This window comes from Pelagibacterium sp., assembly GCF_035555455.1.
Taxonomy (GTDB): domain Bacteria; phylum Pseudomonadota; class Alphaproteobacteria; order Rhizobiales; family Devosiaceae; genus Pelagibacterium.
Genome location: NZ_DATMGM010000017.1, coordinates 1 through 24,672 on the forward strand (window position 1 = coordinate 1; position 24,672 = coordinate 24,672).

General features: G+C 61.9%; 31 protein-coding genes. 19 read left to right on the forward strand and 12 right to left on the reverse strand.

Annotated features, from left to right (window positions below):
* From uvrC to VNS12_RS02780, 4 genes are all read left to right on the forward strand, one after another.
* On the forward strand, positions 1-1,575 hold a 1,575-nt coding region (uvrC, locus tag VNS12_RS02765), incomplete at its 5' end, for an excinuclease ABC subunit UvrC (RefSeq protein ID WP_325486313.1).
* Between the two features lie 52 nt (positions 1,576-1,627).
* Positions 1,628-2,215 (forward strand): CDP-diacylglycerol--glycerol-3-phosphate 3-phosphatidyltransferase, encoded by a 588-nt coding sequence (pgsA, locus tag VNS12_RS02770; RefSeq protein WP_325486314.1) that lies wholly within the window; start codon positions 1,628-1,630, stop codon positions 2,213-2,215.
* Positions 2,212-2,463, forward strand: a complete 252-nt coding sequence (locus VNS12_RS02775; protein WP_325486315.1) for a MoaD/ThiS family protein — start codon at positions 2,212-2,214, stop codon at positions 2,461-2,463. The genes pgsA and VNS12_RS02775 overlap by 4 nt, the downstream gene beginning before the upstream one ends.
* A gap of 2 nt (positions 2,464-2,465) precedes the next feature.
* On the forward strand, positions 2,466-2,915 hold the full coding sequence (locus tag VNS12_RS02780) for a molybdenum cofactor biosynthesis protein MoaE (protein ID WP_325486316.1): 450 nt from the start codon (positions 2,466-2,468) through the stop codon (positions 2,913-2,915).
* A gap of 111 nt (positions 2,916-3,026) precedes the next feature.
* Here VNS12_RS02780 and VNS12_RS02785 read toward each other — a convergent pair whose 3' ends face one another.
* On the reverse strand, positions 3,027-3,917 hold the full coding sequence (locus VNS12_RS02785) for a branched-chain amino acid aminotransferase (RefSeq protein ID WP_325486317.1): 891 nt from the start codon (positions 3,915-3,917) through the stop codon (positions 3,027-3,029).
* 141 nt (positions 3,918-4,058) lie between these two features.
* Between VNS12_RS02785 and VNS12_RS02790 the strand changes: the two genes are divergently transcribed.
* Both VNS12_RS02790 and VNS12_RS02795 read left to right on the forward strand, forming a co-directional pair.
* A complete protein-coding gene (locus VNS12_RS02790; protein ID WP_414693048.1) occupies positions 4,059-4,580 on the forward strand; it encodes a MarR family winged helix-turn-helix transcriptional regulator in 522 nt (173 codons plus the stop codon).
* 12 nt (positions 4,581-4,592) lie between these two features.
* Complete coding sequence (locus tag VNS12_RS02795; RefSeq protein WP_325486318.1) at positions 4,593-5,426, forward strand: undecaprenyl-diphosphate phosphatase; 834 nt, start codon at positions 4,593-4,595, stop codon at positions 5,424-5,426.
* On the opposite strand, the gene VNS12_RS02800 is transcribed toward VNS12_RS02795, so the two are convergent.
* From VNS12_RS02800 to VNS12_RS02825, 6 genes are all read right to left on the reverse strand, one after another.
* The gene (locus VNS12_RS02800) at positions 5,382-6,590 is read right to left on the reverse strand and encodes an AI-2E family transporter (RefSeq protein WP_414693049.1); all 1,209 of its coding nucleotides are present in this window, start codon (positions 6,588-6,590) and stop codon (positions 5,382-5,384) included. The two genes, VNS12_RS02795 and VNS12_RS02800, sit on opposite strands and share 45 nt — an antisense overlap.
* Before the next feature lie 76 nt (positions 6,591-6,666).
* On the reverse strand, positions 6,667-7,008 hold the full coding sequence (locus VNS12_RS02805; RefSeq protein WP_325486319.1) for a tRNA-binding protein: 342 nt from the start codon (positions 7,006-7,008) through the stop codon (positions 6,667-6,669).
* Positions 7,005-7,820: a pyrroline-5-carboxylate reductase gene (proC, locus tag VNS12_RS02810; protein ID WP_325486320.1), complete on the reverse strand. Its 816-nt coding sequence runs from the start codon at positions 7,818-7,820 to the stop codon at positions 7,005-7,007. Before proC ends, VNS12_RS02805 begins: the two co-directional genes overlap by 4 nt.
* Positions 7,817-8,317, reverse strand: a complete 501-nt coding sequence (locus tag VNS12_RS02815; protein WP_325486321.1) for a type III secretion system chaperone family protein — start codon at positions 8,315-8,317, stop codon at positions 7,817-7,819. Before VNS12_RS02815 ends, proC begins: the two co-directional genes overlap by 4 nt.
* 264 nt (positions 8,318-8,581) lie before the next feature.
* The gene (locus VNS12_RS02820; protein WP_325486322.1) at positions 8,582-9,316 is read right to left on the reverse strand and encodes a metallophosphoesterase family protein; all 735 of its coding nucleotides are present in this window, start codon (positions 9,314-9,316) and stop codon (positions 8,582-8,584) included.
* An 8-nt stretch (positions 9,317-9,324) separates the two neighbouring features.
* Positions 9,325-9,576, reverse strand: a complete 252-nt coding sequence (locus VNS12_RS02825) for an accessory factor UbiK family protein (protein WP_325486323.1) — start codon at positions 9,574-9,576, stop codon at positions 9,325-9,327.
* Between the two features lie 130 nt (positions 9,577-9,706).
* On the opposite strand from VNS12_RS02825, the gene lgt reads away from it, so the two are divergent.
* From lgt to ychF, 8 genes are all read left to right on the forward strand, one after another.
* On the forward strand, positions 9,707-10,516 hold the full coding sequence (lgt, locus tag VNS12_RS02830) for a prolipoprotein diacylglyceryl transferase (RefSeq protein WP_325486324.1): 810 nt from the start codon (positions 9,707-9,709) through the stop codon (positions 10,514-10,516).
* Positions 10,509-11,591: a class I SAM-dependent methyltransferase gene (locus VNS12_RS02835; protein ID WP_325486325.1), complete on the forward strand. Its 1,083-nt coding sequence runs from the start codon at positions 10,509-10,511 to the stop codon at positions 11,589-11,591. Before lgt ends, VNS12_RS02835 begins: the two co-directional genes overlap by 8 nt.
* Positions 11,588-12,376 (forward strand): peptidoglycan editing factor PgeF, encoded by a 789-nt coding sequence (gene pgeF / locus VNS12_RS02840; RefSeq protein WP_325486326.1) that lies wholly within the window; start codon positions 11,588-11,590, stop codon positions 12,374-12,376. The genes VNS12_RS02835 and pgeF overlap by 4 nt, the downstream gene beginning before the upstream one ends.
* Before the next feature lie 190 nt (positions 12,377-12,566).
* Entirely contained in the window at positions 12,567-13,499 is a 933-nt protein-coding gene (locus VNS12_RS02845; RefSeq protein WP_325486327.1) for a ribose-phosphate pyrophosphokinase, read from the forward strand.
* Between the two features lie 117 nt (positions 13,500-13,616).
* The gene (locus tag VNS12_RS02850) at positions 13,617-14,120 is read left to right on the forward strand and encodes a hypothetical protein (protein WP_325486328.1); all 504 of its coding nucleotides are present in this window, start codon (positions 13,617-13,619) and stop codon (positions 14,118-14,120) included.
* Positions 14,121-14,253: 133 nt separating this feature from the next.
* Positions 14,254-14,883, forward strand: a complete 630-nt coding sequence (locus VNS12_RS02855) for a 50S ribosomal protein L25/general stress protein Ctc (RefSeq protein ID WP_414693051.1) — start codon at positions 14,254-14,256, stop codon at positions 14,881-14,883.
* A 59-nt stretch (positions 14,884-14,942) separates the two neighbouring features.
* Complete coding sequence (gene pth / locus VNS12_RS02860) at positions 14,943-15,659, forward strand: aminoacyl-tRNA hydrolase (RefSeq protein ID WP_325486330.1); 717 nt, start codon at positions 14,943-14,945, stop codon at positions 15,657-15,659.
* A 210-nt stretch (positions 15,660-15,869) separates the two neighbouring features.
* Entirely contained in the window at positions 15,870-16,967 is a 1,098-nt protein-coding gene (gene ychF / locus VNS12_RS02865; protein ID WP_325486331.1) for a redox-regulated ATPase YchF, read from the forward strand.
* Here the strand turns inward: ychF and VNS12_RS02870 are convergent.
* Positions 16,919-17,200: an Ada metal-binding domain-containing protein gene (locus VNS12_RS02870; RefSeq protein ID WP_325486332.1), complete on the reverse strand. Its 282-nt coding sequence runs from the start codon at positions 17,198-17,200 to the stop codon at positions 16,919-16,921. The genes ychF and VNS12_RS02870 overlap by 49 nt on opposite strands.
* 134 nt (positions 17,201-17,334) lie before the next feature.
* On the opposite strand from VNS12_RS02870, the gene VNS12_RS02875 reads away from it, so the two are divergent.
* From VNS12_RS02875 to VNS12_RS02895, 5 genes are all read left to right on the forward strand, one after another.
* Complete coding sequence (locus VNS12_RS02875) at positions 17,335-18,999, forward strand: ABC transporter ATP-binding protein (protein ID WP_325486333.1); 1,665 nt, start codon at positions 17,335-17,337, stop codon at positions 18,997-18,999.
* A 69-nt stretch (positions 19,000-19,068) separates the two neighbouring features.
* The gene (locus tag VNS12_RS02880; protein WP_325486334.1) at positions 19,069-19,554 is read left to right on the forward strand and encodes a MaoC family dehydratase; all 486 of its coding nucleotides are present in this window, start codon (positions 19,069-19,071) and stop codon (positions 19,552-19,554) included.
* A complete protein-coding gene (locus VNS12_RS02885; RefSeq protein WP_325486335.1) occupies positions 19,551-20,105 on the forward strand; it encodes a MaoC/PaaZ C-terminal domain-containing protein in 555 nt (184 codons plus the stop codon). Before VNS12_RS02880 ends, VNS12_RS02885 begins: the two co-directional genes overlap by 4 nt.
* Positions 20,102-20,455 (forward strand): DUF423 domain-containing protein, encoded by a 354-nt coding sequence (locus VNS12_RS02890; RefSeq protein ID WP_325486336.1) that lies wholly within the window; start codon positions 20,102-20,104, stop codon positions 20,453-20,455. The genes VNS12_RS02885 and VNS12_RS02890 overlap by 4 nt, the downstream gene beginning before the upstream one ends.
* Before the next feature lie 146 nt (positions 20,456-20,601).
* Positions 20,602-22,062: an NHL repeat-containing protein gene (locus VNS12_RS02895; RefSeq protein ID WP_325486337.1), complete on the forward strand. Its 1,461-nt coding sequence runs from the start codon at positions 20,602-20,604 to the stop codon at positions 22,060-22,062.
* Positions 22,063-22,172: 110 nt separating this feature from the next.
* On the opposite strand, the gene VNS12_RS02900 is transcribed toward VNS12_RS02895, so the two are convergent.
* From VNS12_RS02900 to VNS12_RS02915, 4 genes are all read right to left on the reverse strand, one after another.
* Entirely contained in the window at positions 22,173-22,706 is a 534-nt protein-coding gene (locus VNS12_RS02900; protein WP_414693050.1) for an adenine phosphoribosyltransferase, read from the reverse strand.
* Positions 22,707-22,764: 58 nt separating this feature from the next.
* A complete protein-coding gene (locus VNS12_RS02905) occupies positions 22,765-22,968 on the reverse strand; it encodes a hypothetical protein (protein WP_325486339.1) in 204 nt (67 codons plus the stop codon).
* An 89-nt stretch (positions 22,969-23,057) separates the two neighbouring features.
* Positions 23,058-23,879, reverse strand: coding sequence for a cytochrome c1 (locus VNS12_RS02910; protein WP_414693052.1), 822 nt, complete (start codon positions 23,877-23,879; stop codon positions 23,058-23,060).
* A gap of 22 nt (positions 23,880-23,901) precedes the next feature.
* Positions 23,902-24,672: cytochrome b (locus VNS12_RS02915; protein WP_325486341.1), on the reverse strand; the 771-nt coding region annotated here is incomplete at its 5' end.

Here is a 24,672-nt window from a genome sequence, read left to right on the forward strand (position 1 = left end):
CTGCGCGACGACAAGACCTTTCCCTACATCCTGATTGCCACCGAGCATGAAGCGCCCGAATTGACCAAGCATCGGGGCACGCGCCGCCGCAAGGGCGATTATTTCGGCCCCTTCGCCTCCGCCGTCGCTGTGAGCCGCACCCTCGCCGCGCTGCAAAAGGCCTTTCTGCTGCGCAATTGCTCCGACAGCTTTTACGCCGGACGCACCCGCCCCTGCCTGCAATACCAGATCAAGCGCTGCGCTGCCCCCTGCACCGGCGTCATCTCCATCCCGGACTATGCCGAACTGGTCAATGAAGCCCTCGATTTTCTTTCGGGCAAATCCAAGGCCGTCCAGGATCACCTGCAACAGGAGATGGCCGCCGCCTCGGAAGCCCTCGATTTCGAACGCGCCGCCATGCTGCGGGATCGCCTAGGCGCGCTGGCGCTGATTCAGGGCTCCAGCGGCACGGGGAGCCAGACTATCGCCGAGGCCGATGTGTTCGCGATCCACCACGAAGCCGGCAGCTTCTGCGTCCAGGTATTTTTCTACCGCGCGCATCAGAACTGGGGCAATTACGCCTTCTACCCCCGCGCCGATGATGACAGCACCGACGCCGAAGTGCTGGAAGCCTTCATCGCCCAGTTCTACGAGAATCGCACCCCGCCCCGCCTCGTCCTGCTATCGGAAGATCTCGCCGAGGCCGAAGTACTGCGCGAGGCGCTCTCCACCCGCGCCGAACGCGCCGTCAAAATCGAAACACCCCGGCGCGGTGAAAAGCGCGCGCTGGTGGAAAACGCCCTCACCAATGCCCGCGAGGCTCTGGGGCGGCATCTTTCGGATTCCGCCAGCCAGCGTAAACTGCTCGAAGCGATGGCCGATACGTTTGGCCTCGACGAGCCTCCGCGCCGCATCGAGATTTACGACAACTCCCATATTCAGGGCACAAATGCTGTGGGTGGAATGGTGGTCGCCGGGCTCGAAGGTCTGTCGAAAAAGCACTACCGCACCTTCAACATCAAATCGAAAGACCTCACCCCCGGGGACGACTTCGGCATGATGCGCGAAGTGCTCACCCGCCGTTTCACCCGCCTTGCCGCCGAGAGCGATCCCGACGCCGAGGACGACAGCACCGGCATGCCCGACTGGCCCGATGTGCTGCTGATCGATGGTGGCGCGGGCCAGACCAATGCGGTCAAGGCCGTACTCGCCGAAATGAACCTGCCCCGCGACGTGACCGTCATCGGCATCGCCAAGGGCGAAGAGCGCAATGCCGGCCGCGAAACCTTCTATATGGAGGGCCGCGAGCCCTTCATGCTTCCGGCCCGCGATCCGGTGCTCTATTATGTCCAGCGTCTGCGCGACGAGGCCCACCGCTTTGCCATCGGCACCCATCGCGCCCGGCGCAAGAAGGAAATGGTCAAGAACCCGCTCGACGAAATCGCCGGCATCGGCCCGACCCGCAAACGAGCCCTGCTCAACCATTTCGGCTCCGCCAAGGCCGTCTCCCGCGCCTCGGTCGCCGATCTGGCCGATCTCCCTGGCATCTCGACCGCCATGGCGCAACTGATCTACGATCACTTCAACCAGCAGTGAGCCCCATGCCCGACCCTGCTCCCGTTTCATGCCACATCGAAAGGCACATCGCATGACCGACACCCGCTTCGATATGGCCCGCCTGCCCAATTACCTCACCTATGCGCGCATCGCCGCCATTCCGGTGATCATGCTGCTGCTGCTGGCGGACACTGCCCCCCTGCGCTGGCTGGCGCTGCTGCTCTATATCGCCGCCGCGGTTACCGATTATTTTGACGGTGCCCTCGCCCGCAAATACGGCACCGTCTCGGCCATCGGGCGCATGCTCGATCCCATCGCCGACAAGCTCCTCGTCGGCGCGCTGCTGCTGGTGTTCTGCTTCGATGGCAGTTTCGGCGGGTGGGACCTGATCCCCGCCACCATCATCCTGCTGCGGGAGATTTTCGTGTCCGGCCTGCGCGAATTCATGGGCACCGAAAAGATCGTGGTCCCGGTCTCCAGCCTCGCCAAATACAAGACCGCCACCCAATTGGTCGCCCTCGCCGTGATTATCGCCGAGCCCCTGATCTTGGGCATGCGCGAGGTCAGCGATATCCTGCTGTGGCTGGCCGCCATCCTCACCGCCATCACCGGCTGGCAATATTGGAGCGGTATCCTGCCCCATCTGCGCCCGGGCGAGAAGGAGGACGACCTGGCGTGAAGCTGCTCTATTTCGCATGGCTGCGCGAACGGCTGGCGCGGGACGGCGACGATATCGCCCCGCCGCCAGAGGTCGAAACCATTGCCGATCTCATCGACTGGATGGCCGGTCGCGATGAGGGCTTTGCCCTCGCCACCGCCAATCGCAAGCTGATCCGCGCCGCCATCGATGACCGCCTCGTCGATCACGATACCCCCATTGTCGGGGCCAGCGTCATCGCGCTGTTCCCGCCCATGACGGGAGGCTGAGGGTGACCGTTAAGCTGCAATCGGAGCCCTTCGATCCGGGCGCGCTGACCACCGCATTTCTCGGCGCAACCGGCGGCGCCGGCGCTGTCGTCACCTTCACCGGCCTCGTCCGCTCCACCCCCGACGACCCGATCCTCTCGCTCACCCTTGAGCACTATCCCGCTCTCGCCCAACGCCAGCTCGAAGATCTGCGCGCCAAGGCCATCACCCGTTTCGGCCTCCTTGCCGCCGCCATCCTCCACCGCTACGGCACGCTCTACCCCGGCGAACCCATCGTGCAGGTGATGACCCTCGCCGCCCACCGCAGCGCGGCCTTCGATGGGGCATCCTTCATCATGGACACCCTCAAAACCACCGCGCCATTCTGGAAAAAGGAAGAACGGCCAGACGGGACCTCCTGGGTCGATGCCAAACACAGCGATGACGCCGCCGCAGCCCGGTGGTCAACTTGATGATTTCGACCAGTCATAAAAAAAGAGCCGGGGAGTTCTCCCCGGCCTCGCGCATCAAGCGATACTGCATGCCTCTGACACAGGATCAGGACAATGCAGGTTCTCGCATTCTTATTCCGCTGCTGCCTGCTTGGGCTGCACTTCGGTCATATAGGCTTCCACCAGCGTGCGGCAGGCCTCACCGGGGGTGAACTTGTACTCACCAACTTCGGAAACCGGCGTCACTTCTGCCGCGGTTCCGGTCAGGAAGCACTCGTCGAACTGGCTCAGCTCTTCGGGCTTGATGTGGCGTTCGGTGACCGTGTAGCCATTGGCCTTGGCCAGCGCGATCACGGTGCGGCGCGTGATTCCATCGAGGAAGCAGTCCGGGGTCGGCGTGGTGATCTCCTTGCCCTTGACGAAGAACACGTTGGCGCCCGTGGCCTCTGCGACATAGCCGCGATAGTCGAGCATCAGCGCGTCGGCAAAGCCCTTGTCCATGGCGGCATGCTTGGAGAGCGTGCAGATCATGTAGAGCCCGGCTGCCTTGGCCTTGCAGGGAATGGTTTCCGGCGAAGGCCGCTTCCAGTCCGCCCAGCACAGGCGAATGCCCTTGAGGCGTTCTTCGGTCGAGAAATAGCTCGGCCATACCCACGCGGCGATCGCTACATGCACCGTGTTGTCGCGTGCCGGCACCGAAATGGTTTCCGAGCCGCGCCAGGCGATCGGGCGCATATAGGCGTCGACAAGGTTGTTGCGCTTGAGCACTTCGCGGCACGCATCGTCGAGTTCGTCCGCCGAATAGGGGATTTCGAAATCCAGCGTCCGCGCCGAGGCGATCAGCCGGTCGGTATGCTCGCGCAGTTTGAAAACTTCACCGCCATACGCGCGCTGCCCTTCAAACACGCTGCTGGCGTAATGCAGACCATGGGTCAGCACGTGGAGTTTGGCGTCCTTCCAGGGGACCATTTCTCCATCGTACCAGATCCATCCGTCTCGCTGATCCATAGGCACGCCGGCCATTTTATTCTCCCGATAATTCGCTTGTTCTACAGAACGTCCACAAGGGCGCACCTTGCCGTATAATGCAGCAATCTTTCACCACTTGGCAAACCAAAGCGGCTCTGGGATAAGTCCTGATCCGCTTAAAAGGTTGGAAGGACGATGCCAGCGCATTCGATAAATGTCAACAAGGCTGACATAAGTTCGGCAATCTATGATTTTCCCGAGATGCCGATCGATATCATGGGATTGTTCTTTTTTGCCTATCGCGATTTCGTGCGCGATGCCGATGCCCTTCTCGAAATGCAGGGATTCGGCCGCGCCCATCACCGGGTGATCTATTTCGTCAATCTGCGCCCAGGTATGACGGTGGCCGATCTGCTCGACATTCTGCGCATCACCAAGCAAAGCCTGGCGCGGGTCCTGCGCCAGTTGATCGACAACGGATATGTCGCGCAACGCCCTGGTGAAAGCGACAGGCGGCAGCGCTTGTTGTTTCCCACCGAAAAGGGGCGCGATTTCTTCGAAGTCCTCAGCGCCACCCAGGCGCGCCGCATAGAAGCGGCTTTTTCCACCCTGCCTGACCATGCGCGCGATCACGTGCGGCATTTCTTTGCGGAAATGACCGAACACAGCGACCAGCAGGTCCTGCAATCATTGCGCCTCGTCGACACGACGTCATAGGACGGATTTCAATTGGATATCATCAGCACGATCTTTCTCGCCCTCGTGCAGGGCATCACCGAGTTTTTGCCCATCAGTTCGTCGGCACACCTCATTCTGGGTCGCTGGCTGCTGGAGACCATGGGCCTCTCGATCGGCACCATGACCCCTGCCGAGGAACTGGCCCTCGATATCGCCCTGCATGTGGGGTCTCTCGGCGCAGTTCTCGTCTATTTCTGGCGTGATATCTGGACGTTGCTGCTGGGCCTTCTGGATGGCGTCACCGGCAAGGGCGGCGAGCGCTTCCGCCTGCTGCTCGTGGTGATCGTCGCCTCGATCCCCATCGTCCTCGGCGCGTTCCTCGCCAAGGACTTCATCACCGAATCCGGCCGTTCGCTGACCATCATCGCCTGGACCACGCTGATCTTCGGCGTGCTGCTGTGGTTTGCCGACCGCCAGGGTCAGACGAAATCCGATATCGCGTCGCTATCCTATCGCGATGCCCTGATCATCGGGTTCGCCCAGCTCATTGCCATCATCCCCGGCGTGTCGCGCTCGGGAATCTGCATGACGGCAGGACGGTTTGCCGGGCTCGACCGCCCGCTCTCGGCGCGATTTGCCATGCTGCTGTCAATCCCGACCATTCTCGGAGCCGGGGTTCTGGCGGGATACGACATGATCAAGAGCGGCAATTCTGACCTGACCGGCGACGCCCTTCTGGGCGGCGCGCTGGCCTTCGTCTTTGCCCTCGCCGCCATCACCGTCTTGATGAACTGGCTGAAAACCCAGACCTACACACCCTTCGTGATCTACCGGGTCGTGCTAGGCGGGCTCCTTCTGGGGCTGATCTATACCGGGTTTATGTGACCCCGCGCTGCTGACGGCGGGAGGCACGGCAATGCCGGCGCCTCCTTCCGCATCGGCCATATCGAGATCGCGCACCCATTCGCGCCACATCGACACCAGCAGCGCCATCAGCACCGGCCCGACGAACAGGCCGACGAACCCCATCGTCTTTACCCCGCCGATCAGCCCGAAAAACGTGGGCAGAAACGGCAGCTTGATCGGTCCGCCCACCAGCTTGGGCCGCAAGGTCTTGTCGACGACGAACAGCTCGACCGAGCCCCACACGAACAACGCGATCCCCGCGAACACCGAGCCACTTGCGGCAAGGAAGATCGACACCAGCGTGAACGACAAGGGCGCACCGCCCGGGATCATGGCCGCAACGCCAGTGATCACCCCCAGCAGCACCGGCGAGGGTGCCCCGGCCAGTGAATAGGCGATCCCCAGCACGATCCCCTCACCGATAGCGATGATCGTCATGCCGGTCACGGTGGAACTGATCGTTGCAGGCACCACCCGCGACAGCCGCTGCCAGCGCCCCGGCAGGATGCGCTCGCCGAACCGGTCAAGCTGCCCTGCTATGCTGGCCCCGTCGCGATAGACAAACAGCAAGGCAATCAGCATGAACAGCAGGTTCAGCGCCAGATCGAGAAAGCTGCCACCTGCCGCGAGAACCGTCTGATAGATATTGTAAACATTGGCCCCGCCGATCACGGCAACATACTGGCCGAGCGCGCCGGGACGCCCGATATAGAGGTCCCATTGCTCGACGGCCCAATCGCCCACCAGCGGCAAGGTCGCAAACCACTCGGGAGACGCCGCCCCATTGGCGTTGGTCGCCAGCACCCAAGCCAGCAACTGCCGCGCTTCGTTGAGCGCATAGGACAGCGCCATGAAGATCGGGATGAGGATGAACAGGACCATCACGGCGATCATCAGGCCCGCCGCAATCGTTCGATTGCCGCCAACGCCGTCCAGAACCTTGCGATAGATGGGCCAGCTGGCAAAGCCGATGATCAACGCCGCCAGGACGGGGACCAGAAATCCGTGGAAGAAATAGACGCAAGCGAGCAGGATCAGGATGATCAGCCAACGGGCCAGCGCGAGGGGCGGGATGAGAGCCGACCGCATGGGTCCCAGCAATCTGGGCTCGCGTTCGGGATGGGGATGGTCCGTCTTGATCACATGCCAATTCCAGGTTGGATGATTGATCTATAAGGCAAATCGCGTGATCGGAACAACAAAACCTTTCCCGCTCCGATCACATAAGTTTGCGTCCATTTGGCACCGGTCGCTCGATCGAAGCCAACACAATGCCGCCAGTCTCGTCTTCGAACCCAAGCGTCAGCACTTCCGAGCGGAGCGGGCCGATCTGGCGGGGCGGAAAATTGACCACCGCCATCACCTGTCGGCCAACGATATCCTCGGGCTCATAATGGGTGGTAATCTGCGCCGAGGATTTCTTGACGCCCAATTCCGGACCGAAATCGATCAGCAGAATGATCGCCGGCTTGCGCGCCTCGGGAAACGGACGCGCCTCCACGACGGTTCCCACCCGAATATCCACCTTGAGGAAGTCATCAAAGGAAATCGGATCGTTCATCGCCCAAGCTCTTCGCTTCTGCTGCGGGCTGCCGCGATGGCACGCGCCATCAGCGCACCCAGCCCGTCGTCCGCCATCAACACATCGAGCGCCGCCTGCGTGGTGCCGCCCGGCGAGGTGACGTTCCTGCGCAACTGTTCGGCTGGCGCCGCATCCGCCTCCATCAGCGCCGCCGCCCCGATCACCGTCTGCCGCGCCAGCGCCATCGCCTGCTGCTCACTGAGCCCCTGCGCCCTGCCCGCCGCCGCCATAGCCTCGACCAGATGGAACACATAGGCCGGGCCCGACCCGGACACGGCGGTTACCGCATCGATCAGGTCTTCCGCATCAACCCAGACCACCGCTCCCGCTGCCTCCAGCACCGCCTCGGCCAGTGCGCGGTCGGCGGGTGTGATCTCGCCTCGGGCAAATGCCCCTGAAATGCCCTTGCCGATCTGCGCCGGCGTATTGGGCATGGCGCGCACAATCCTTCCGGTGCCCAGCCCAGCAGATAGCTTCTCCGTCGATATTCCGGCAGCAATCGAGATGACTAGCGTTTCAGGGCCAACCACAGCCCGCGCGGCGGCGAGCACCGCGTCCATGATCTGCGGCTTGACCGCCAGCACCACAACCCGCGCCACCTCCGTCGGCAAGTCGCCAAGCAGCCTTGCGCCATGCGCGGCAGCGAACACCGAAACGCTTTCATGGGGTTGAGGATCGATCAACGTCAGCGCAGCACCGGGCAAGCCGGCCCGCACCCAGCCCGATGCCATCGCCATGCCCATCTTGCCCGCCCCGATCAGCAGAACAGGACCCGCATTGGCCAGGCTCACGCTTCGCCCACCGTTTCGAACATGACTTCGGCCAGCGCGTCGGCGGCCGACTTGCCGGCCCACACCACGAACTGGAACGCCTGATAATAGAGATCGCAGCTTTCGGTTGCCGAGCGCAACAGCGCTTCGCATTGCTGCGGCGACACTTCCGCCCCGCCCGACAGGAGGTGCGAATTGCGGAACAACACCACGCCCTCCTTGCTCCAGATGTCGAAATGCCCGATCCAGAGCTGCTCATTGATCAGCGAAATAAGGGTCTTGATCTCCCCGCGCCGCGCTTCGGGCACCTTCAGGTCGAACGCACAGGCAAGGTGCAGCGACTCCATCTCCTCCATCCAGTTGAACGAGACATGGTAATCGCTCCAGCCCCCTTTCACCGAAATGGAAATCTCATCGGCGTCCTGTCGCTCGAACGACCAGTCGTTGATCGCGGCGATATGCTCGATGATGTCCACCGGGTGGATGGTCCGATCCAGTTCCAATTCGAGAAGAGACATGACTGGCCCCCACGCTAGAGCGTTGGTTCGAAGATGCAGCGACCGTCAGGATGACGGACGCACTACGCGGCACAACCGAGCCGGTCAGACCGGAACAGATGTACGAATCGTCGTTAATCCGACTGTACACTGCACCGCCCGCAGGGACCCATAAACGCAGGCCCAAAACCGGAATTCTCTTGTGGATGATCGGAGCAGCATGGTTAATGCGGTGTTAACGGACGCCGTATTCCACAGGCTGCTGTGCGGTTCTTCGAAACCGGATCAGCGCCGGCGTCCTTCTTCGAGATCACGCGCCCAGGTGTCGCTCCCATGCGCCCGCGCCAGCGCGGCGGCGGCCATGTGCTCATACTCCACCTGCCGCAGATTGACGTGCCATCTCCCCGCCGATTGCTCGACAATGGCATAAGCCGCAGCAGGAGACAGCCGCGACACAGATTCAGGATCGCTCATCGTAAAAGACGGACGCCCGACGCTTCCAGGGTTGAACACCACGGTGCCATCCGGCAGCGTCACCACGCGCGCCACATGGGTATGGCCGCAACAATAGACCGGCAACCGCTCGGCGGGCAGTTCGGCCTCGACTTCTTCAAGCGTCGCGACCCGCAGTCGCCCTCCACCCGCCGGGCGATCCAGCCAATATTTCTCGTCCGAGCGAGGCGAGCCGTGGCTCAGAAAGATCGTATCGCCATAGATTGCCGTTTCAGGCAGGGTCTTCAGCCACTCCATGGGCTGCCCCTTCACCTGACCGAGTATCCAGTCATCGCTCTCGCTGAGGTCTTCATGATCGCCCTCGACCAGATAGCGGTCGGTATTGCCCCGGATCGCTACCATATCGAGCCCCGCCAGCAGGTCTGCCGTACGACGCGGCTCGATTGGTCCCGCCAGATGGTCCCCCAGATTGAGGATCTTGTCGACGTCATGGCACGTGATGTCGGCCAGCACCGCTTCCAGCGCCATGGCGTTGCCATGAATATCGGAGATGACGGCGACCCGCATGGTGCTGCCTAACTGTCGGCCTTGCCGCTCTTGAGGGCATCGAGTTCGGTGCGCAGTGCGTCGAGGTCCTCGGCCTGCCGCGAAACCAGTTCCCGCAGCGCGTCGAAATCCTCACGCTTGACCAGATCGAGATCATTGACGATCCGCTCCATCTGGCCTCTGAACGCCGTTTCAGCCTCGCGACGCACGCCATCAGCCATGGAAGCGGCTTCGTTCATCACCCGTCCCAGATCGTCGAAAAACTTTTGTCCTTGCGACATCGGTCATGTCCTCTTGCTTAGCCCCATCGGGGCCGTTCACGTCTATGTAGGGGCTCGCGATCCGCTTGACCAGAGGCACACCGAACGGCATTGTCGCGCCGCATACGCCCAGTTTCAGTCGAGGTGCGCCTTGCCCTTTCCCCATATCGATCCGATCGCCTTTGCCCTCGGCCCCATCGTCATCCGTTGGTATGCGCTAGCCTATCTTGCCGGCATCTTTCTCGGCGTCGGATATGGAATGCTGCTGCTGCGCCGTAAATCCTTGTGGGTCAACGGCACGCCGCCCATGACCCCGGACGAATTGTTCGATTTCACCTTCTGGATCGTTATCGGCATCATCGTCGGCGGACGCCTCGGCTATGTTCTGTTTTACGATCCACTGGCATTCCTCGCCAACCCCGCTGCCATCCTTGCCCTCTGGGATGGGGGCATGAGTTTCCATGGCGGGATGCTGGGGCTGATGACGGCGATGATCGTCTATCTGCACCGCAAGCAGGCCAACATTCTCTCCGGTCTCGACCTGCTCGCCTGCTGCGCCACCATCGGCTTGTTTCTGGGCCGTGTCGCCAATTTCATCAATGCCGAGCTTTACGGCAGCGTGACCACCATGCCCTGGGGCGTCATCTTCCCCGGCGGCGGCGATCTGCCCCGTCATCCCAGCCAGCTGTACGAAGGCCTTCTCGAAGGCGTCGTGCTGTTCCTTGTCATTCGCTATTTCACCCACATCAAGCTGGTGCTCCGCCGCCCCGGCACCGCCGCCGGTATCTTTGGCATCGGCTATGCGCTGTCGCGCATCTTTGTCGAATTCTTCCGCCTGCCCGACGCCCATATCGGCTACCTTGCCTTTGGCTGGCTTACCATGGGCATGGTGCTGTCGCTACCGATCCTTCTTGCCGGCATCGGCCTCGTCCTCTGGGCCCGGCCCCGTCGCCGTGTCTGAGACGCTATCGCTGGGCGATCTCATCGACATGCAGATCCGCCAAAGCGGTCCCATGTCGCTGGCGACCTATATGGGCCTTTGCCTCACTCACCCGACGCGCGGCTATTACCGCAAGACCGACCCCCTCGGCACGAAGGGCGATTTCATCACCGCCCCGGAGATCAGCCAGACATTTGGCGAAGTCATCGGCGCGTGGATCGCCGACCTCTATATCCAGATGGATCGCCCGAAGAGATTGACTCTGCTCGAACTTGGGCCGGGGCGCGGCACCCTTCTGGCCGACGCGCTGCGCGTCGCCACGCGCGCCTCGGGCTTCGCTGCGGCCTTGGACCTCAAACTCTTCGAGACCAACCCCGTCCTCATCGCCATGCAGCGCGAGAAGCTGGGCAATTACAATCCTCATTGGATCGAGGATATCGAAGCCATCGGCGGCGCGCCCGTCATTGTCCTGGCCAATGAATTCTTCGATGCGCTCCCCATCCGCCAGTTCGTCAAGCGCAACAGCAAGTGGTACGAACGCAGCGTCGGCCTCGCCGAGGGCAAACGCAGCTTTGGCCTCTCGCCCACCCCCTATGAAGAAGCGCTGATCGGCGAAGAATTCGCCTCCGCGCAAAATGGCGAAGTTGCCGAGATCGGCCTCGCCGCCCAGCAGTTCATGGGCCATCTCGCCCGCCTCGTCGCGCCGCGCGGCGGCGCCATCCTCGCTCTCGATTATGGCCACGCCCGCACCCAACCGGGCGAAACCCTACAGGCTCTGTCCCGCCACGCGCCGGTCGATCCGCTGGACCAGCCCGGTGCTGCGGACCTGACAGCACACGTCGATTTTCAGGCGCTGGGGCGCGCTGCGCGCATGGCTGGGTTGACCGTCCACCCGCTTGTCGAACAGGGGGCGTTCCTGTCATCCTTGGGTCTGGCCGAACGCCACGCGGCACTGGCCGCTGCAAACCCTCACAAGGCGGGCGCACTGGACACGGCCTTTGATCGGCTGACCGCCGCCGACCAGATGGGGGCTTTGTTCAAAGTCCTGTGCGCCTCAAGCCCCGGCCTTCGGCCAGCGGGCTTTGCCGCACCATGAAAGCCCACCCTGCCATGAACACGCCGATCGAAAAAAGCCCAGCCATCACCGCTCTGACCGGTATTCGTCACGGCTTTTTCGGGCGACGCGGCGGGGTATCGGAAGGCGAATTCGCATCGCTCAATGCCTCACGCATGGTCGGCGACGATCTGGCCAATGTGGTCGATAATATCCATCGCGCCGTCATGGCCCTAAAGGGCGGACCGCTCCCGGTCGCCCTCGCCCGTCAGGTCCACGGCACGAATGTGCATGTGGTCACCGATCTGCTCGATCCCGATAACCGCCCTGAGGCCGATGCTCTGGTCACCGACCGCCCCGGCATCGCGCTGGGAATTCTCACCGCCGATTGCACTCCCGTGCTGCTTGCCGATCCCGAAGCCGGTGTCATCGGCGCTGCCCATGCGGGATGGAAGGGCGCTGTCGGCGGCATTCTCGCCCGGACCGTGGAGGCCATGGAAGCCCTCGGCGCGGCCCGCCAGCGTCTGCACATAGCTATCGGCCCGGCCATATCGGCCGCCAATTACGAAATCGGCGACGACATGGCCGCAACCATCCGCGCCGACTTCCCCGATGCGGCCCGGTTCATCCTCACCGGCGACTGGCCAAAACCCCATTTCGATGTCCCCGGCCTCGTCCTCGATCAGGCTCAGGCGCTGGGCGTCGCCGGTGTTGAGACTGTCGGCAGCTGCACCTACGCCAGCCCGGACCTCTATTTTTCCCACCGCTACGCCACCCATCATGCGATTCGCACCGGACGCCAGATTGCGCTGATCGCGCGGAGCTGACTTGCGCCGCACTGCAATTTCTCAGGATAATCCTCCCGAAAACCGGGTGCAGATGGGCAACACCACCCCCTCGCCTGCATCTTCATGCAAAAGTCATATTGAAGTCCCGTCCGCCAGGGTCTAAACGTCCCGCCAACAAACCCGGGGCGCTGGCGGCACCGGGTGACAGGGCGACATATAGAGGCTGACCATGAAGCTGGTGACGGGAAACTCCAACCTCACCGTGGCCAAGGCCGTATCCGACTATCTCGAAATTCCACTCACCGATGCGTCGGTCAAGAAATTCGCCGATAAGGAAATCTTCGTCGAAATTCATGAAAACGTACGCGGCGAGGATGTATTCATCATCCAGTCGACGTCGTATCCGACCAACGACCATCTGATGGAATTGCTGATTCTGATCGACGCTGCGCGCCGATCCTCTGCCCGCCGGATCACGGCGGTTCTTCCCTATTACGGCTATGCCCGACAGGATCGAAAATCGGCCCCTCGCACCCCGATTTCGGCCAAGCTGGTCGCCAATCTGATCACGGAAGCCGGCGCGAACCGCATCCTGACGCTGGACCTGCACGCGCCGCAGATTCAGGGCTTTTTCGATATTCCCACCGATAACCTCTATGCCGCGCCGGTCCTCACCCGCGACATTGCGGAAAATTATGATACCTCCAAGGTGATGATCGTTTCGCCCGACGTGGGCGGTGTGCTGCGTGCGCGCAACGTCGCCAACCGCATCGGTGCCCAACTGGCCATCGTCGACAAGCGCCGCCCCCGGGCCGGTGTTTCCGAGGTGATGAACATTATCGGCGATGTGCGGGGCCAGTCCTGCATCCTCATTGACGATATCGTCGATTCCGGCGGCACCCTCGTCAACGCCGCCCAGGCCCTGCTCGATGCCGGTGCCAGCGAAGTGTCCGCTTACATCACCCATGGCGTGTTGTCGGGCGATGCTCCCGGTCGTATCGCCAATTCGCCGCTCAAGGAGCTGGTGACCACCGACTCGATCGAGATGAACGCCGACGTGGCCAAGGTGGACAAGATCCGCCACATCTCCATCGCGTCGCTTATCGGTGAGGCCATCGCGCGCACGGCGTCCGAACAATCCGTCTCCAGTCTGTTCGACTGATTCGGCAGGGTTAACGCTTCGTTAACGGCCACACAGGATTCGCTCCCAACTGGCGCAGGTCCTTCTGATCTCCCACCTTTGCGCTTACATCGCATCGGCTGGGAGATTCTTTGACCAATGGCCGCGACTCAGACAAACACACCTCAATTCCAGAGCGTGCCCGGTCGGAGCGGCCTTCGCTTCTACGGTCCGGAAACGCGCCAATTCAAAAATCTGGGACCGGTCTTTATCGCCCTTCTTGGGGAGAAGGCCGGTTTCAGTGGAACCTTGAACCGGCTCCGGCATTTTTCAGACATCTGGAAAATACGGTGGGGCAAGCCGGTCATGGCTTCCTGTGCTGCGTATGTGGAAGTATCAGTGACCAACACCCCGCCCCGCCCATCCCGGGTGGCCCCCCGTTCCAGTGCCCAATCCGAGTTGCAGGCACTTCTCGATGAAATTCCCACATGGCCGGACGCCATGCTCACCCATATGTACACGCGATTTGGCTCAAGCCGCCTGTTTCGCCTCCACCACGATGCCGATGGACCGCTGACCGAGCGCGCGCAGCAACTCCGCTTCGCCGCCCTGTGTGAACTGGAGCGTCGCGGCCTCGAAATTCCATCAGACGAAGCGGATTGATCCGCTCCGGCCCTTGCCGAAATTCGCCCTCTCCTATATAGACCGCGCCCATGAAGCGTCCGTCACCCCTGGAGGACGGGCGCGCGTTCGGCGTGGAGCGCTTTCCGCGTTGAATGCACCCAACCAATGGATGATTTCCATGACCATCGAACTTACAGCTTCGGTGCGGAATCGGGTGGGCAAGGGGGCCGCTCGTGAACTGCGCCGTGAAGGTCTGGTTCCTGCCGTTATCTACGGCGAAAAGAAGCCCCCCCTGCCGATTTCCGTGTCCTACAAGGATGCGTTCCGCAAGATTCATGACGGCGGCTTTCTCAGCACCGTCATTGAGATCGAAGTGGATGGCGAAAAGCACCGCGTGATCCCAAAGGATTACCAGCTTGAGCCCGTGCGCGACTTCCTCGTGCACGTGGATTTCCTGCGGGTTGGCAAGAACACGACCCTGATCGTGGACGTTCCGGTCCTCTTCATCAATGAAGACAAGTCGCCCGGCATCCGGAAGGGTGGTGTGCTCAACGTTGTCCGCCACACTGTGGAAGTGACCGTGCCCGCCGACTCGATCCCGGAAAACCTGGTGGTCGACCTCGACGGCGTCGAGGTGGGTGGCACCATGCACATCTCCAGCGTCACCCTGCCGGAGAACGTGGTTCCCACCATCACCGACCGTGACTTCACCATTGCCACCATTGCGGCTCCATCTGCTCTGCGCTCGTCTGAAGGCGAAGCAGAAGACGAAGGCGCTGAAGAAGGCGGCGAAGCAGAATAATCTGTTCGGGCCGGCCTGTGCCGGCCCGTTCTTTTCTTGCGGTCTCCCGGAGAGCAGCGATGCACCTGATCGTAGGGCTCGGCAATCCCGGTGCCCAATACGCAGCGCACCGGCACAATATCGGTTTTGTCGCCGTCGACGAAATCGCCGACCGCCACGCCTTCCCCCCCTTTCGCCAGAAGTTTTCCGGTCTTGTGACCGAGGGCACCATCGATGGCGAAAAGATCATCCTGCTCAAGCCGCAAACCTTCATGAACCGCTCCGGCGATTGCGTTGCGCAGGCCGCCCGGTTCTACAAGCTCGCTCCGTCCGACATTTCCGTCATCCACGATGAACTCGACCTCGCCCCCGGCAAGGTCCGCATCAAGACCGGCGGCGGCAATGGCGGCCATAACGGGCTGCGCTCCATCGAGAGCCACATCGGGAAGGACTTCGTTCGCGTCCGCATCGGCATCGGCCATCCCGGCCACAAGGACCGCGTCCAGCCTCATGTGCTGTCCAATTTCCATAAGGCCGAAAACGAATGGCTTGCCCCGCTGCTCGCCACCCTGTCCGACAATGTCTCCATGCTCGCCAGGGGCGATGCCTCAGGTCTCATGAACAAGCTCGCCCTCGCAGTGCCCAGCCCCGCCAAACCCGAGCCTTCCCCCTCCGCGCAAAAGCCCAAGGCCCAAAGTCACATCCGCCAGGCCCGCACCTCCGCCCCCCAGGCGAAGGTCCCGACCTCCGGCCCCATGGCCGACATGCTCAAAAAGCTGTTCGGCAAACAAAGCTGAACCCCAGGGCATTTCGGCCACGCACCCGCCACCACCCCTTGTTCTTGCCGGCAGAGCCAGCGCCCCTTCCCTCACCGCTGCCCTTCCCCCGCGCTCCAGCAAGGCCGCACCCCACGCGCAGCGAGGCAGAACCTTGACTTCTCGCTCCGTCTGCATGAGGTAAGGCTAAATCATTTCCCCAGCGCTTGTGCGCCATTTCCGAGGTTCCCCATGGGCTTCAAATGCGGCATCGTCGGTCTGCCCAATGTCGGCAAATCGACGCTTTTCAACGCCCTTACCCAGACAGCAGCCGCTCAGGCCGCCAATTTCCCGTTCTGCACCATCGAGCCCAATATCGGTGAAGTGTCCGTTCCCGACGCGCGCCTCGACAAGCTCGTCGAACTGGGCAAATCGCAATCCAAGATTCCCGCCCGGCTGTCGTTCGTCGACATCGCCGGCCTCGTCAAAGGCGCGTCAAAGGGCGAAGGACTGGGCAACCAGTTTCTCGCCAATATCCGCGAATGCGACGCCATCGCCTATGTTCTGCGGTGCTTTGAAAACGACGACATCGTCCACGTTGCCGGCAAGGTCGATCCGCTGGCCGATGCCGAGGTGGTCGAGACCGAACTGATGCTCGCCGATCTCGAAAGCCTGGAAAAGCGCATTCCCGGACTGGAAAAGCGGATCCGCGGCAATGACAAGGACGCCAAGCTGGCCCTCGACCTGATCCAGCGCGCCAGGGCGCTGCTCGAAGAGGGCCGCCCCGCACGCTACACCGAGCGCGCCGATGATGAGGAAAAGGCGTTTCGCGAGTTGCAGCTGCTCACCGCCAAGCCGGTGCTCTATGTCTGCAACGTCGATGAAGCCTCTGCCGCCACCGGGAATGAATATACCAGGCTGGTCGAAGACTACGCCAAAAGCCAGGACGCCCGCTCGGTCATCATCTGCGCCGAAATCGAAGCCGAACTTGCTGGCCTCGATGAGGCTGACCGCAGCGATTATCTCGCCTCGCTCGGCCTTGAAGAGCCCGGCCTCAACCGTCTGATCCGCGAAGGCTACAAGCTTTTGCACCTCCAGACCTATTTCACCGTCGGCCCCAAGGAAGCCCGCGCCTGGACGATTCCGGTCGGCACCCGCGCGCCGCAGGCCGCCGGTGTCATTCACACCGATTTCGAACGCGGCTTCATTCGCGCCCAGACCATCGCCTATGACGATTTCATCGCTCTCGGCGGCGAGGCAGGCGCCAAGGAAGCCGGCAAGGCCCGCGACGAAGGCAAGGATTATGTCGTCAAGGACGGCGACGTGATGCTGTTCCGCTTCAACACCTGATCGATGATCTCTGTTTCCGGGCGGCACCGTTTGCACGCCCGGAAGCCCGCCTCGCGGCAGTCCTCGACTGTTTCAAAAAACCGGCAATTGCGCCTTAGCGGGGTCCGCGCCGGGCAGGTCAGAACGCAGAATATTCCCGTCGAAGTCACCCCGACATAGGCTTGCCCCGCAAACCCGCCGTCCCGCGCCGCCAGCGAGGCATAAAGCGGCCCGGTGTCCTGGATTTCGGCCATGTCCAATCCTCTCTTTCGCCCCTAAAACACCACGCCCTTTGGCCTCAGGCGACCCGATTTTCGCCAGCCACGGCCTCCATTGCCGCCATCACTGATTCGGCCTCACACTGCGCCGCCAACAGACCGTGAGCGCAATGAAGATTGAAACTGTCCTGATTGGCCCTCCCCTCCGGGCGATCCTCTCGCGCTACCTCATCACGGCCCGAGGGGTGCTTCTGGTTGTGGTGCTGACCATCCTTTTGGGCTCAGCCACCGCCGTTGCGGCCCCGTACCTGTTCTCACGCCTGATCGATCAGTTCGATTCCGCTGCCGCCACGCCCAACCTCCTATGGGCCTTCATGGTCTATGCGGTTCTGATGGGGGCGTCGTTCGCTATCCAGCGGGTGGCCAGTTTTCTGACCTTCATGACCTCCGAGAGCCTCAACTTCGTCACTTCGACCGCCTTTTTCGAGCGGATCGCGGACAAGGCCTCGAACTTCTTTCTCGATCACAACCCCACCGAGATCGAAAGCGCCCAGCATCAAGGCATCGAAGCGCTCAATATCGTCGTCCAGTTCACGCTGGCGGCGCTCTTGCCCGGCAGCCTTCAGGTAATGCTCAGCCTCATCCTGCTCTGGGCCGTCCTCGATATCGATGTCGCCGTGATCGTCATCGTCTATGGCGTCACCTATATCGCGCTGGTCGCCCGCACCAGCGCGCGCACCCGCCCCCGCCTCGACGAAGCGGTCGAGCACGGCCAGGCCAGTTCACGCTTTGTCGGCAATGCAATTGCCAGCATGGATACCCTGCGCCAGTTCGGCTCCGACCGCTGGATGATCGGCCAGTTCACCGAGCGGCGGCGCGCGGCGCACGATGCCTGGCGGCGCTATGCCCTGATACATGTGCGCTATGCGGTGCTGTTCGGCGCCGCCCTTGCCGCCCAATTTGCCATCACGCTATGGCTCTTGGTGCCCCGCGTGTCAGAAGGCAGCCTCACGGTCGGCGATCTGGTGCTGTTCAACACCCTGTTGCTCCAGCTCAACATGCCCTTCCAGATGATCGGGCAGGCCATCCAGCAGGTCATCCAGTCCCACGCGCGCTTCCTCCCGTTCGCCCGCATGTGGCAGGCCGAGGCCCATGACGATCCCGAAACCACCGGCGATTTTCGCCTCAGCGAGGGCGAAGTGGTCTTCGAACATGTCAGCTATCTCTATCCCAATGGAAGAGGCGTCGAAAACGCTGACTTCAGAGCCCGACGCGGCACCATCACCTTCATCACCGGCGATACCGGCGCCGGAAAATCGACGCTGTTCAAGCTGCTGCTCAAATCGATGAACCCCACGTCCGGCCGCATCCTTGTCGATGGCACCAACCTCGCTGGCATTTCCCGCGCCGATTGGTTTGCCCGGATCGCTGCCGTCCCTCAGGATATCGTGCTGCTTAACGACACGCTGGCCACCAATATCGTTCTGGGCCGCCCCCATGACGAGGCCCGCCTGCGCCGCGCTGCCGAACGCGCCGCCATCCTCGCCTTCATCAATGGCCTCGATGAGGGTTTTGAAACCGCGGTGGGAGAACGCGGACTCAAGCTCTCCGGGGGTGAACGCCAGCGCATCGCCATCGCCCGCGCGCTGTATGCGGACCCGGCCATCGTGCTGCTCGACGAAGCCAGCTCCGCGCTGGACGCTGAAACCGAAAAAGACATCATGGACCAGTTGCGCCGCATCGGCGACGAGGTGACCATCATCGCCATCACCCACCGGCTCAGCGTCATCGCATCCGAAGATGACGTCGTCCATATCGGCCCTGCGACCCAATGACCCCGCGCCAACCGGCTTGCCCCTCCGCCGCCATCGGGTCTAGAACAGGCTGACCTATAGGGCAGCACAATGACCAATCCGACAACCAAGAGCCGCCGCCATTTCGAAGATTTGCAGATCGGCGAAACCGTAGCGCTCGGACCCATCACCATCAGCAAGGCCGACATCCTGGCTTTCGCCACCGAGTTCGACCCCCTCCCTTTCCATCTCGATGAAAAGGCCGCACGCGAGAGCCTGTTGGGCGGACTGGCCGCCAGCGGTTGGCAGACAGGCGCCCTGTCGCTGCGCATGCTGGCCGATCGGTTCCTCTCCACCATTGCCTCCATGGGCAGCCTTGGCTTTACCGATCTGAAGTGGAAGCGCCCCTTGATGAAGGACGACACCCTTTCGGGCACGGCGTCCATCACGGCCCTGCGCCGCTCGTCGACCCATCCGGATATGGGCATCGTCACCATCGCGTTTGACATGCGCAACCAGAACGATCAGCAGGTGATGACCCTCAACCTCGCCAACCTCGTTGAAATCCGCGATCCCTCGATCGGAGGGAGTCGATGACCCGCTGGTTCGAAGAGATCGAGTTATCGACCATCTATGATCTGGGCAGCCACACCTTTACCGAGGCCGAGATCATCCGGTTCGCAACGCTCTATGATCCGCAGTATTTCCACACCGATCCGGACGCCGCGCGTCACTCCCATTTCGGTGGCCTTGTCGCCTCCGGCTGGCACACGGTTAGCGTCGGCCACCGGCTGATGGTCGACCGGCTCACCGCCGAAGAAGACATCGTGCGCACCGAAGGGAGCGAACCCGGTGTCGCCGGCCCCTCCCCCGGGGTCAACCGCATGAATTTTAGCGCTCCCGTCCGGCCCGGGGATACGGTCCGCTTCACGCTCAGCGTCACCAACAAGCGCAAATCCAATTCCATTCCAGGCTGGGGCCTGTTGTTCAACCTGATCGAAGCCCACAATCAGCACGGGAACCTCGTTTACTCCGCCGATCTGGTCAGCTTTTCCAAGCTGCGCGATTTCCGCCCCACCCTGCGCCTGCGCGCCGCCATGGCGCTATCTCGGTTTCCCGTTTTCAACAAGCTCATGGTCCGTAAATGACTGTCCTCGACCGCATCGCCATTGCCATCGCCGGGGTACTTGGCGCAACCGGCGTCGCCGCAGCGGCGGCATCGTCCCATGCGGGAGCCGCGCTGCTCGGGCCATATTCCCTGATTGCCCTCACCCACGCCCCGGCCCTGCTGGCCTTGGCGCTGGCGCCCCTGCCGCGGCTTTTCAAGGCCGCCCTGGCGGTCATCGCGCTGGGCGCCACGGTCTTTTGCATAGACCTCGGCGTCCGCTATCTGTTTGGCAGCCCACCGGTGCGGATGCTCGCCCCGATCGGCGGCGTAAGCCTCGTTGCAGGCTGGCTGCTGGTAAGCTTCGCTGGGCTGAGCGGCATCCGCCGCTGACCGATCCCGGCCCCTCAGCGGCCTAAAGCAATATCATATGAATATAGTATAAGTCATATTAACATTGACTCTCATCGTTGAAAATCTCACGCTTTACTTTCGATAAAAGTATTAATTGATATAATACTATTATAACGGAGGTAAAAATGAGATTTTCCCGGCACATCGCCGTCATAGCTACGCTGGCGCTACTGCCTCTGAGCGGCGTCGCGCAGGAAAGCGCAGCCGATATCCTGGGCGCCGACAGCCTGCAAGCGCTGAAGGATCGGACGGCTCCCGTCGATGTGGTGGACGGCAGCGTCATGCCCCACTTCATTGCCGATCCATCCTGGCCCAAGCCCTTGCCCAACAACTGGACCTTTGGCCAGATTGCCGGCGTTCATGTGGATGGCGAGGATAATGTCTGGATACTGCAACGCTCGCGGTCTTTGACCACCGAGGAAGCGGGCTTGCTCGAAGCTGTCGGCGAAAACGGCGATGGCGTTCCCGTAAGCGCCCTCGGTCACCCGCGCCCCTTTGGCCCCATCACCGATTGTTGCGGCCCGGCTCCGGCGGTGATGCAGTTCGACCCCCAAGGCAATCTGCTCCAGGCTTGGGGCGGTCCTTCCGATGAAGGCTTCCTCGACACCCGCTGCCGCCAGGAGGACGGCTGTTTCTGGCCTGCCAACGAGCACGGCATCTATGTCGATCACAACGATAACGTCTATATCGGCTCGAACGGCAATGGCTCCGGCGCCACCCCCTGGGCCAGCCAGAATGGTTGGGATGGACACGTCCTCAAGTTCACCATGGACGGTGATTTCCTGCTCCAGATCGGGGCCACCGGTGCCACCGAGCCCGATAGCAACGACACCGATGGCGGCATCAACGGCACCCCGCAGTTGTTCCGCCCCGCCGACATGGTCGTCGATCCGAACACCAACATTCTCTATATCGCCGACGGCTACGGCAACAACCGCGTCGTCGCCGTGGATGCACAAACCGGCCAATATGTCGGGCACTTCGGTGCCTACGGCCAAAACCCCGTCGACGACGACCTCGCCGACAATTCCGGCACGTTTGCCGAAGACCTGGCGCGCGAAGACAACCCGCGCCCCGGCTTCTTCCGCAATCCCGTCCACTGCGTTCGCATCTCGTCGGATGGCCTGCTTTATGTCTGCGACCGCGGCAATAACCGCTTCCAGGTCTTCGACATCGCCGAGGTCGGCCAGCCCTGCGACAATCTCGATGGAACGGTCGGCCAGTGCGGCTTTGTCGAAGAGCAGTTCGTCAGCATCGGAACCCGCACCACCATTCCGGGAACCGCCGTTTCGGTCAACTTCTCGACCGATGCGGATCAGTCCTGTCTTTATGTTGGCGACAATTCCAACATGACGATCTACGTGCTCAACCGCGATTCACTGGGCGAACTGGGCCGCTTCGGCCGTCCCGGCCAGGGCGCGGGTGAGTTCCACTGGCTCCACAACGTGGCGGTGGATTCACAAGGAAATCTCTATACGGGCGAAGTCGATACCGGCAAACGCGCCCAGCGCTTCGTCCGCTATGGCGATATGGGCTGCTCAGGCGATGGCGACACCGTCGGCGGCATGTTGCTCTCTGCTAACTAGAGCGTTTCCAGGAAAAGTGCGAAGCGGTTTTCCGGTTCGGAAACGCGACAGCACTAACCCACATCGAAAAAAATGGGCGGCTTCCGGGCCGCCCATTCCATTTCCAGCTCTCAATGCCCTTCAAATCCGAGCAGGGCTTCGACGCTCACCCCAAGGGCGCGCAATTTCTCCGCGCCCCCGATATCGGGCAAATCAATCACAAACGCCGTGTGATCGACCGTTGCCCCGGTGCGCCGGAGCAGCGATACCGCCGCAATCGCAGTACCCCCCGTCGCGATCAGATCATCGACAAGCAGAACATTGTCCGCCGGTCCTACGGCATTGGCGTGAATCTCGATCGTATCCACCCCATATTCCAGCGCGTAGTTCTGGCCGATAGTTTCGCCCGGCAGCTTGCCCGCCTTGCGCACCGGCACGAACCCCACGCCAAGCTCGATCGCCACCCCGGCCCCGAAGATGAAACCCCGCGCCTCGATACCCGCGACCTTGGTGATGCCCTTGTCCCGATGGGCGTCGGCCAGCCTCTGGCAGCTCTCGCGAAAGCCCGCTGAATCTTCGATCAGCGAGGTGATGTCGCGAAAGATGATGCCCGGCTTGGGATAGTCGGGAATTGAGCGCACCAGCGCCTTGAGGTCGGTGGCCATGATTATATCCGTCATGAAGGGGAAAGAGGCAGGATCGCGGTTTTTGTCTGCGGCGAGATCAGAAATAGCGGTTGGGCGGAACCACGCGGCCCGTCAATTCGCCGGCCTTGCGCGCCGCCCGCTTGGCCGTTTCGAACGCCGCCTGCCGGCGTTCAACTGAAATCATGTTCGGAGCCGCCTTGATCGCCGAGCGCACCACCGGGCTGCGACTGGCGGCAAAAGCCAAAAGCGCAACGGTCTTTACTACCCTGATCGCCGACATGATGGCGTCTCCGTTTCTCTCTGCACAGCCTTGGCTTAGGGCCAATATATGACGCGAAAAGGGCCCCGTCAGGGGCCCTTATACGTCAATCAGTGCACGTCACGCCAGATGCGACGTTTGACCAGATACATCAATATCGACAGCACGATCAGGAACAGGATGACCTTGAAGCCCGTCGCCTTGCGGTCGACCATGTGCGGATCGGCGGTCCATTGCAGGAACGCCGAAACGTCCCTCGCATATTGTTCCATGGTCTGCGGCGTGGACTCGTCAGCATAAGAGACGATCCCGTCGCTGAGCGGCGGTGCCATGGCGATCAGATGACCGGCAAAATAGTCATTGTAATACTGCCCCACCGGGACGTCCACGCCCTCAGGCGCCTCGGTGTACCGGGTCAGCAGGTTGTAGATATAGTCCGCTCCGGCTTCCTGATAGGCGGTGAAATAGGTGAAGATCCACCAGGGGAAATCCATGTGGATGCCCCGGGCCTTGGCCATCAGCGACAGGTCGGGCGGGAAGGCCCCACTGTTGGAGTCCCGGGCGATCTGCTCGCTGGGGAACGGGTTCGGCCAACGGTCAGCCGGCACGCCTTCGCGTCGCCCGTCGGTTGCGGTCTCGTCAGCAATGGTGAATTCCGCCGCCAGTGCCCGCACCTGATCTTCGCTGAAGCGCGGACCGCCCGGCTCCGACAGGTTGCGGAACGCGATGAATTCGAGGCCATGGCAGCTTGAGCAGACTTCACGGTAAACCTGAAAGCCCCGGCGGAGCTGGTTCTGGTCATAAGTGCCGAACACGCCCGCAAAGCTCCAGCTCTGCTGGTCGGTATGCGGATTGTCCTGGGCCTGCGCCATGGACCCGCCAACCGCCATTGCTACGAAGGCGACGGCGCCAAGAATTGTTTTTCTGAACATCATCTTTGTCTTTCGCCCCCGATCAGCCATTGGTCTTGCCCAGCACGCTTTCCGAAATGCTGGCCGGCAACGGCGCCGGCCTTTCGATGCGTCCCAAAAGCGGCAGGATGATCAGGAAATAGGCAAAGTAATAGAAGGTGAAGACTTTTGCCCAGATCGCGTTGGCGATGCTCCAGGTCGTGCCGTCAGCCGACTGTGCGCCGAAATACGCCAGCAGGATGAAGTTCACCACAAACAGCCAGAAGAACGGCTTGAACAGCGGCCGGAACGAGCCCGACCGTACCTTTGAGGTATCGAGCCAGGGCAGAAAGAACAGGATCAGCAGCGATCCCGCCATCACGATCACGCCACCCAGCTTGGAGTCGATGAACAGCACGTTGAAGTCGATCGCCCGCAGCATCGTATAGAACGGCAGCAGATACCATTCGGGAACGATATGGGTCGGCGTCACCTGCGGATTGCCCGGAATATAGTTGTCCGCATGACCCAGAATATCGGGTGCAAAGAACACGAACCAGGCAAACGGGATCAAGAACAGGACGACTGCGAACAGGTCCTTCATGGTGAAGTAGGGATGGAACGGCAGCGTATCGCGAGTTTCCTTCACTTCCACGCCGGTCGGGTTGTTGTTACCCGGCACGTGAAGCGCCCAGATGTGCAGCGCCACCACGGCAGCGATGATGAAGGGGATCAGATAATGCAGCGAGAAGAAGCGGTTCAGCGTGGGGTTGGCCACCGAGAACCCGCCCAGCAGCAATGTCTGGATCGCCTCGCCCACCACAGGGATGGCCGA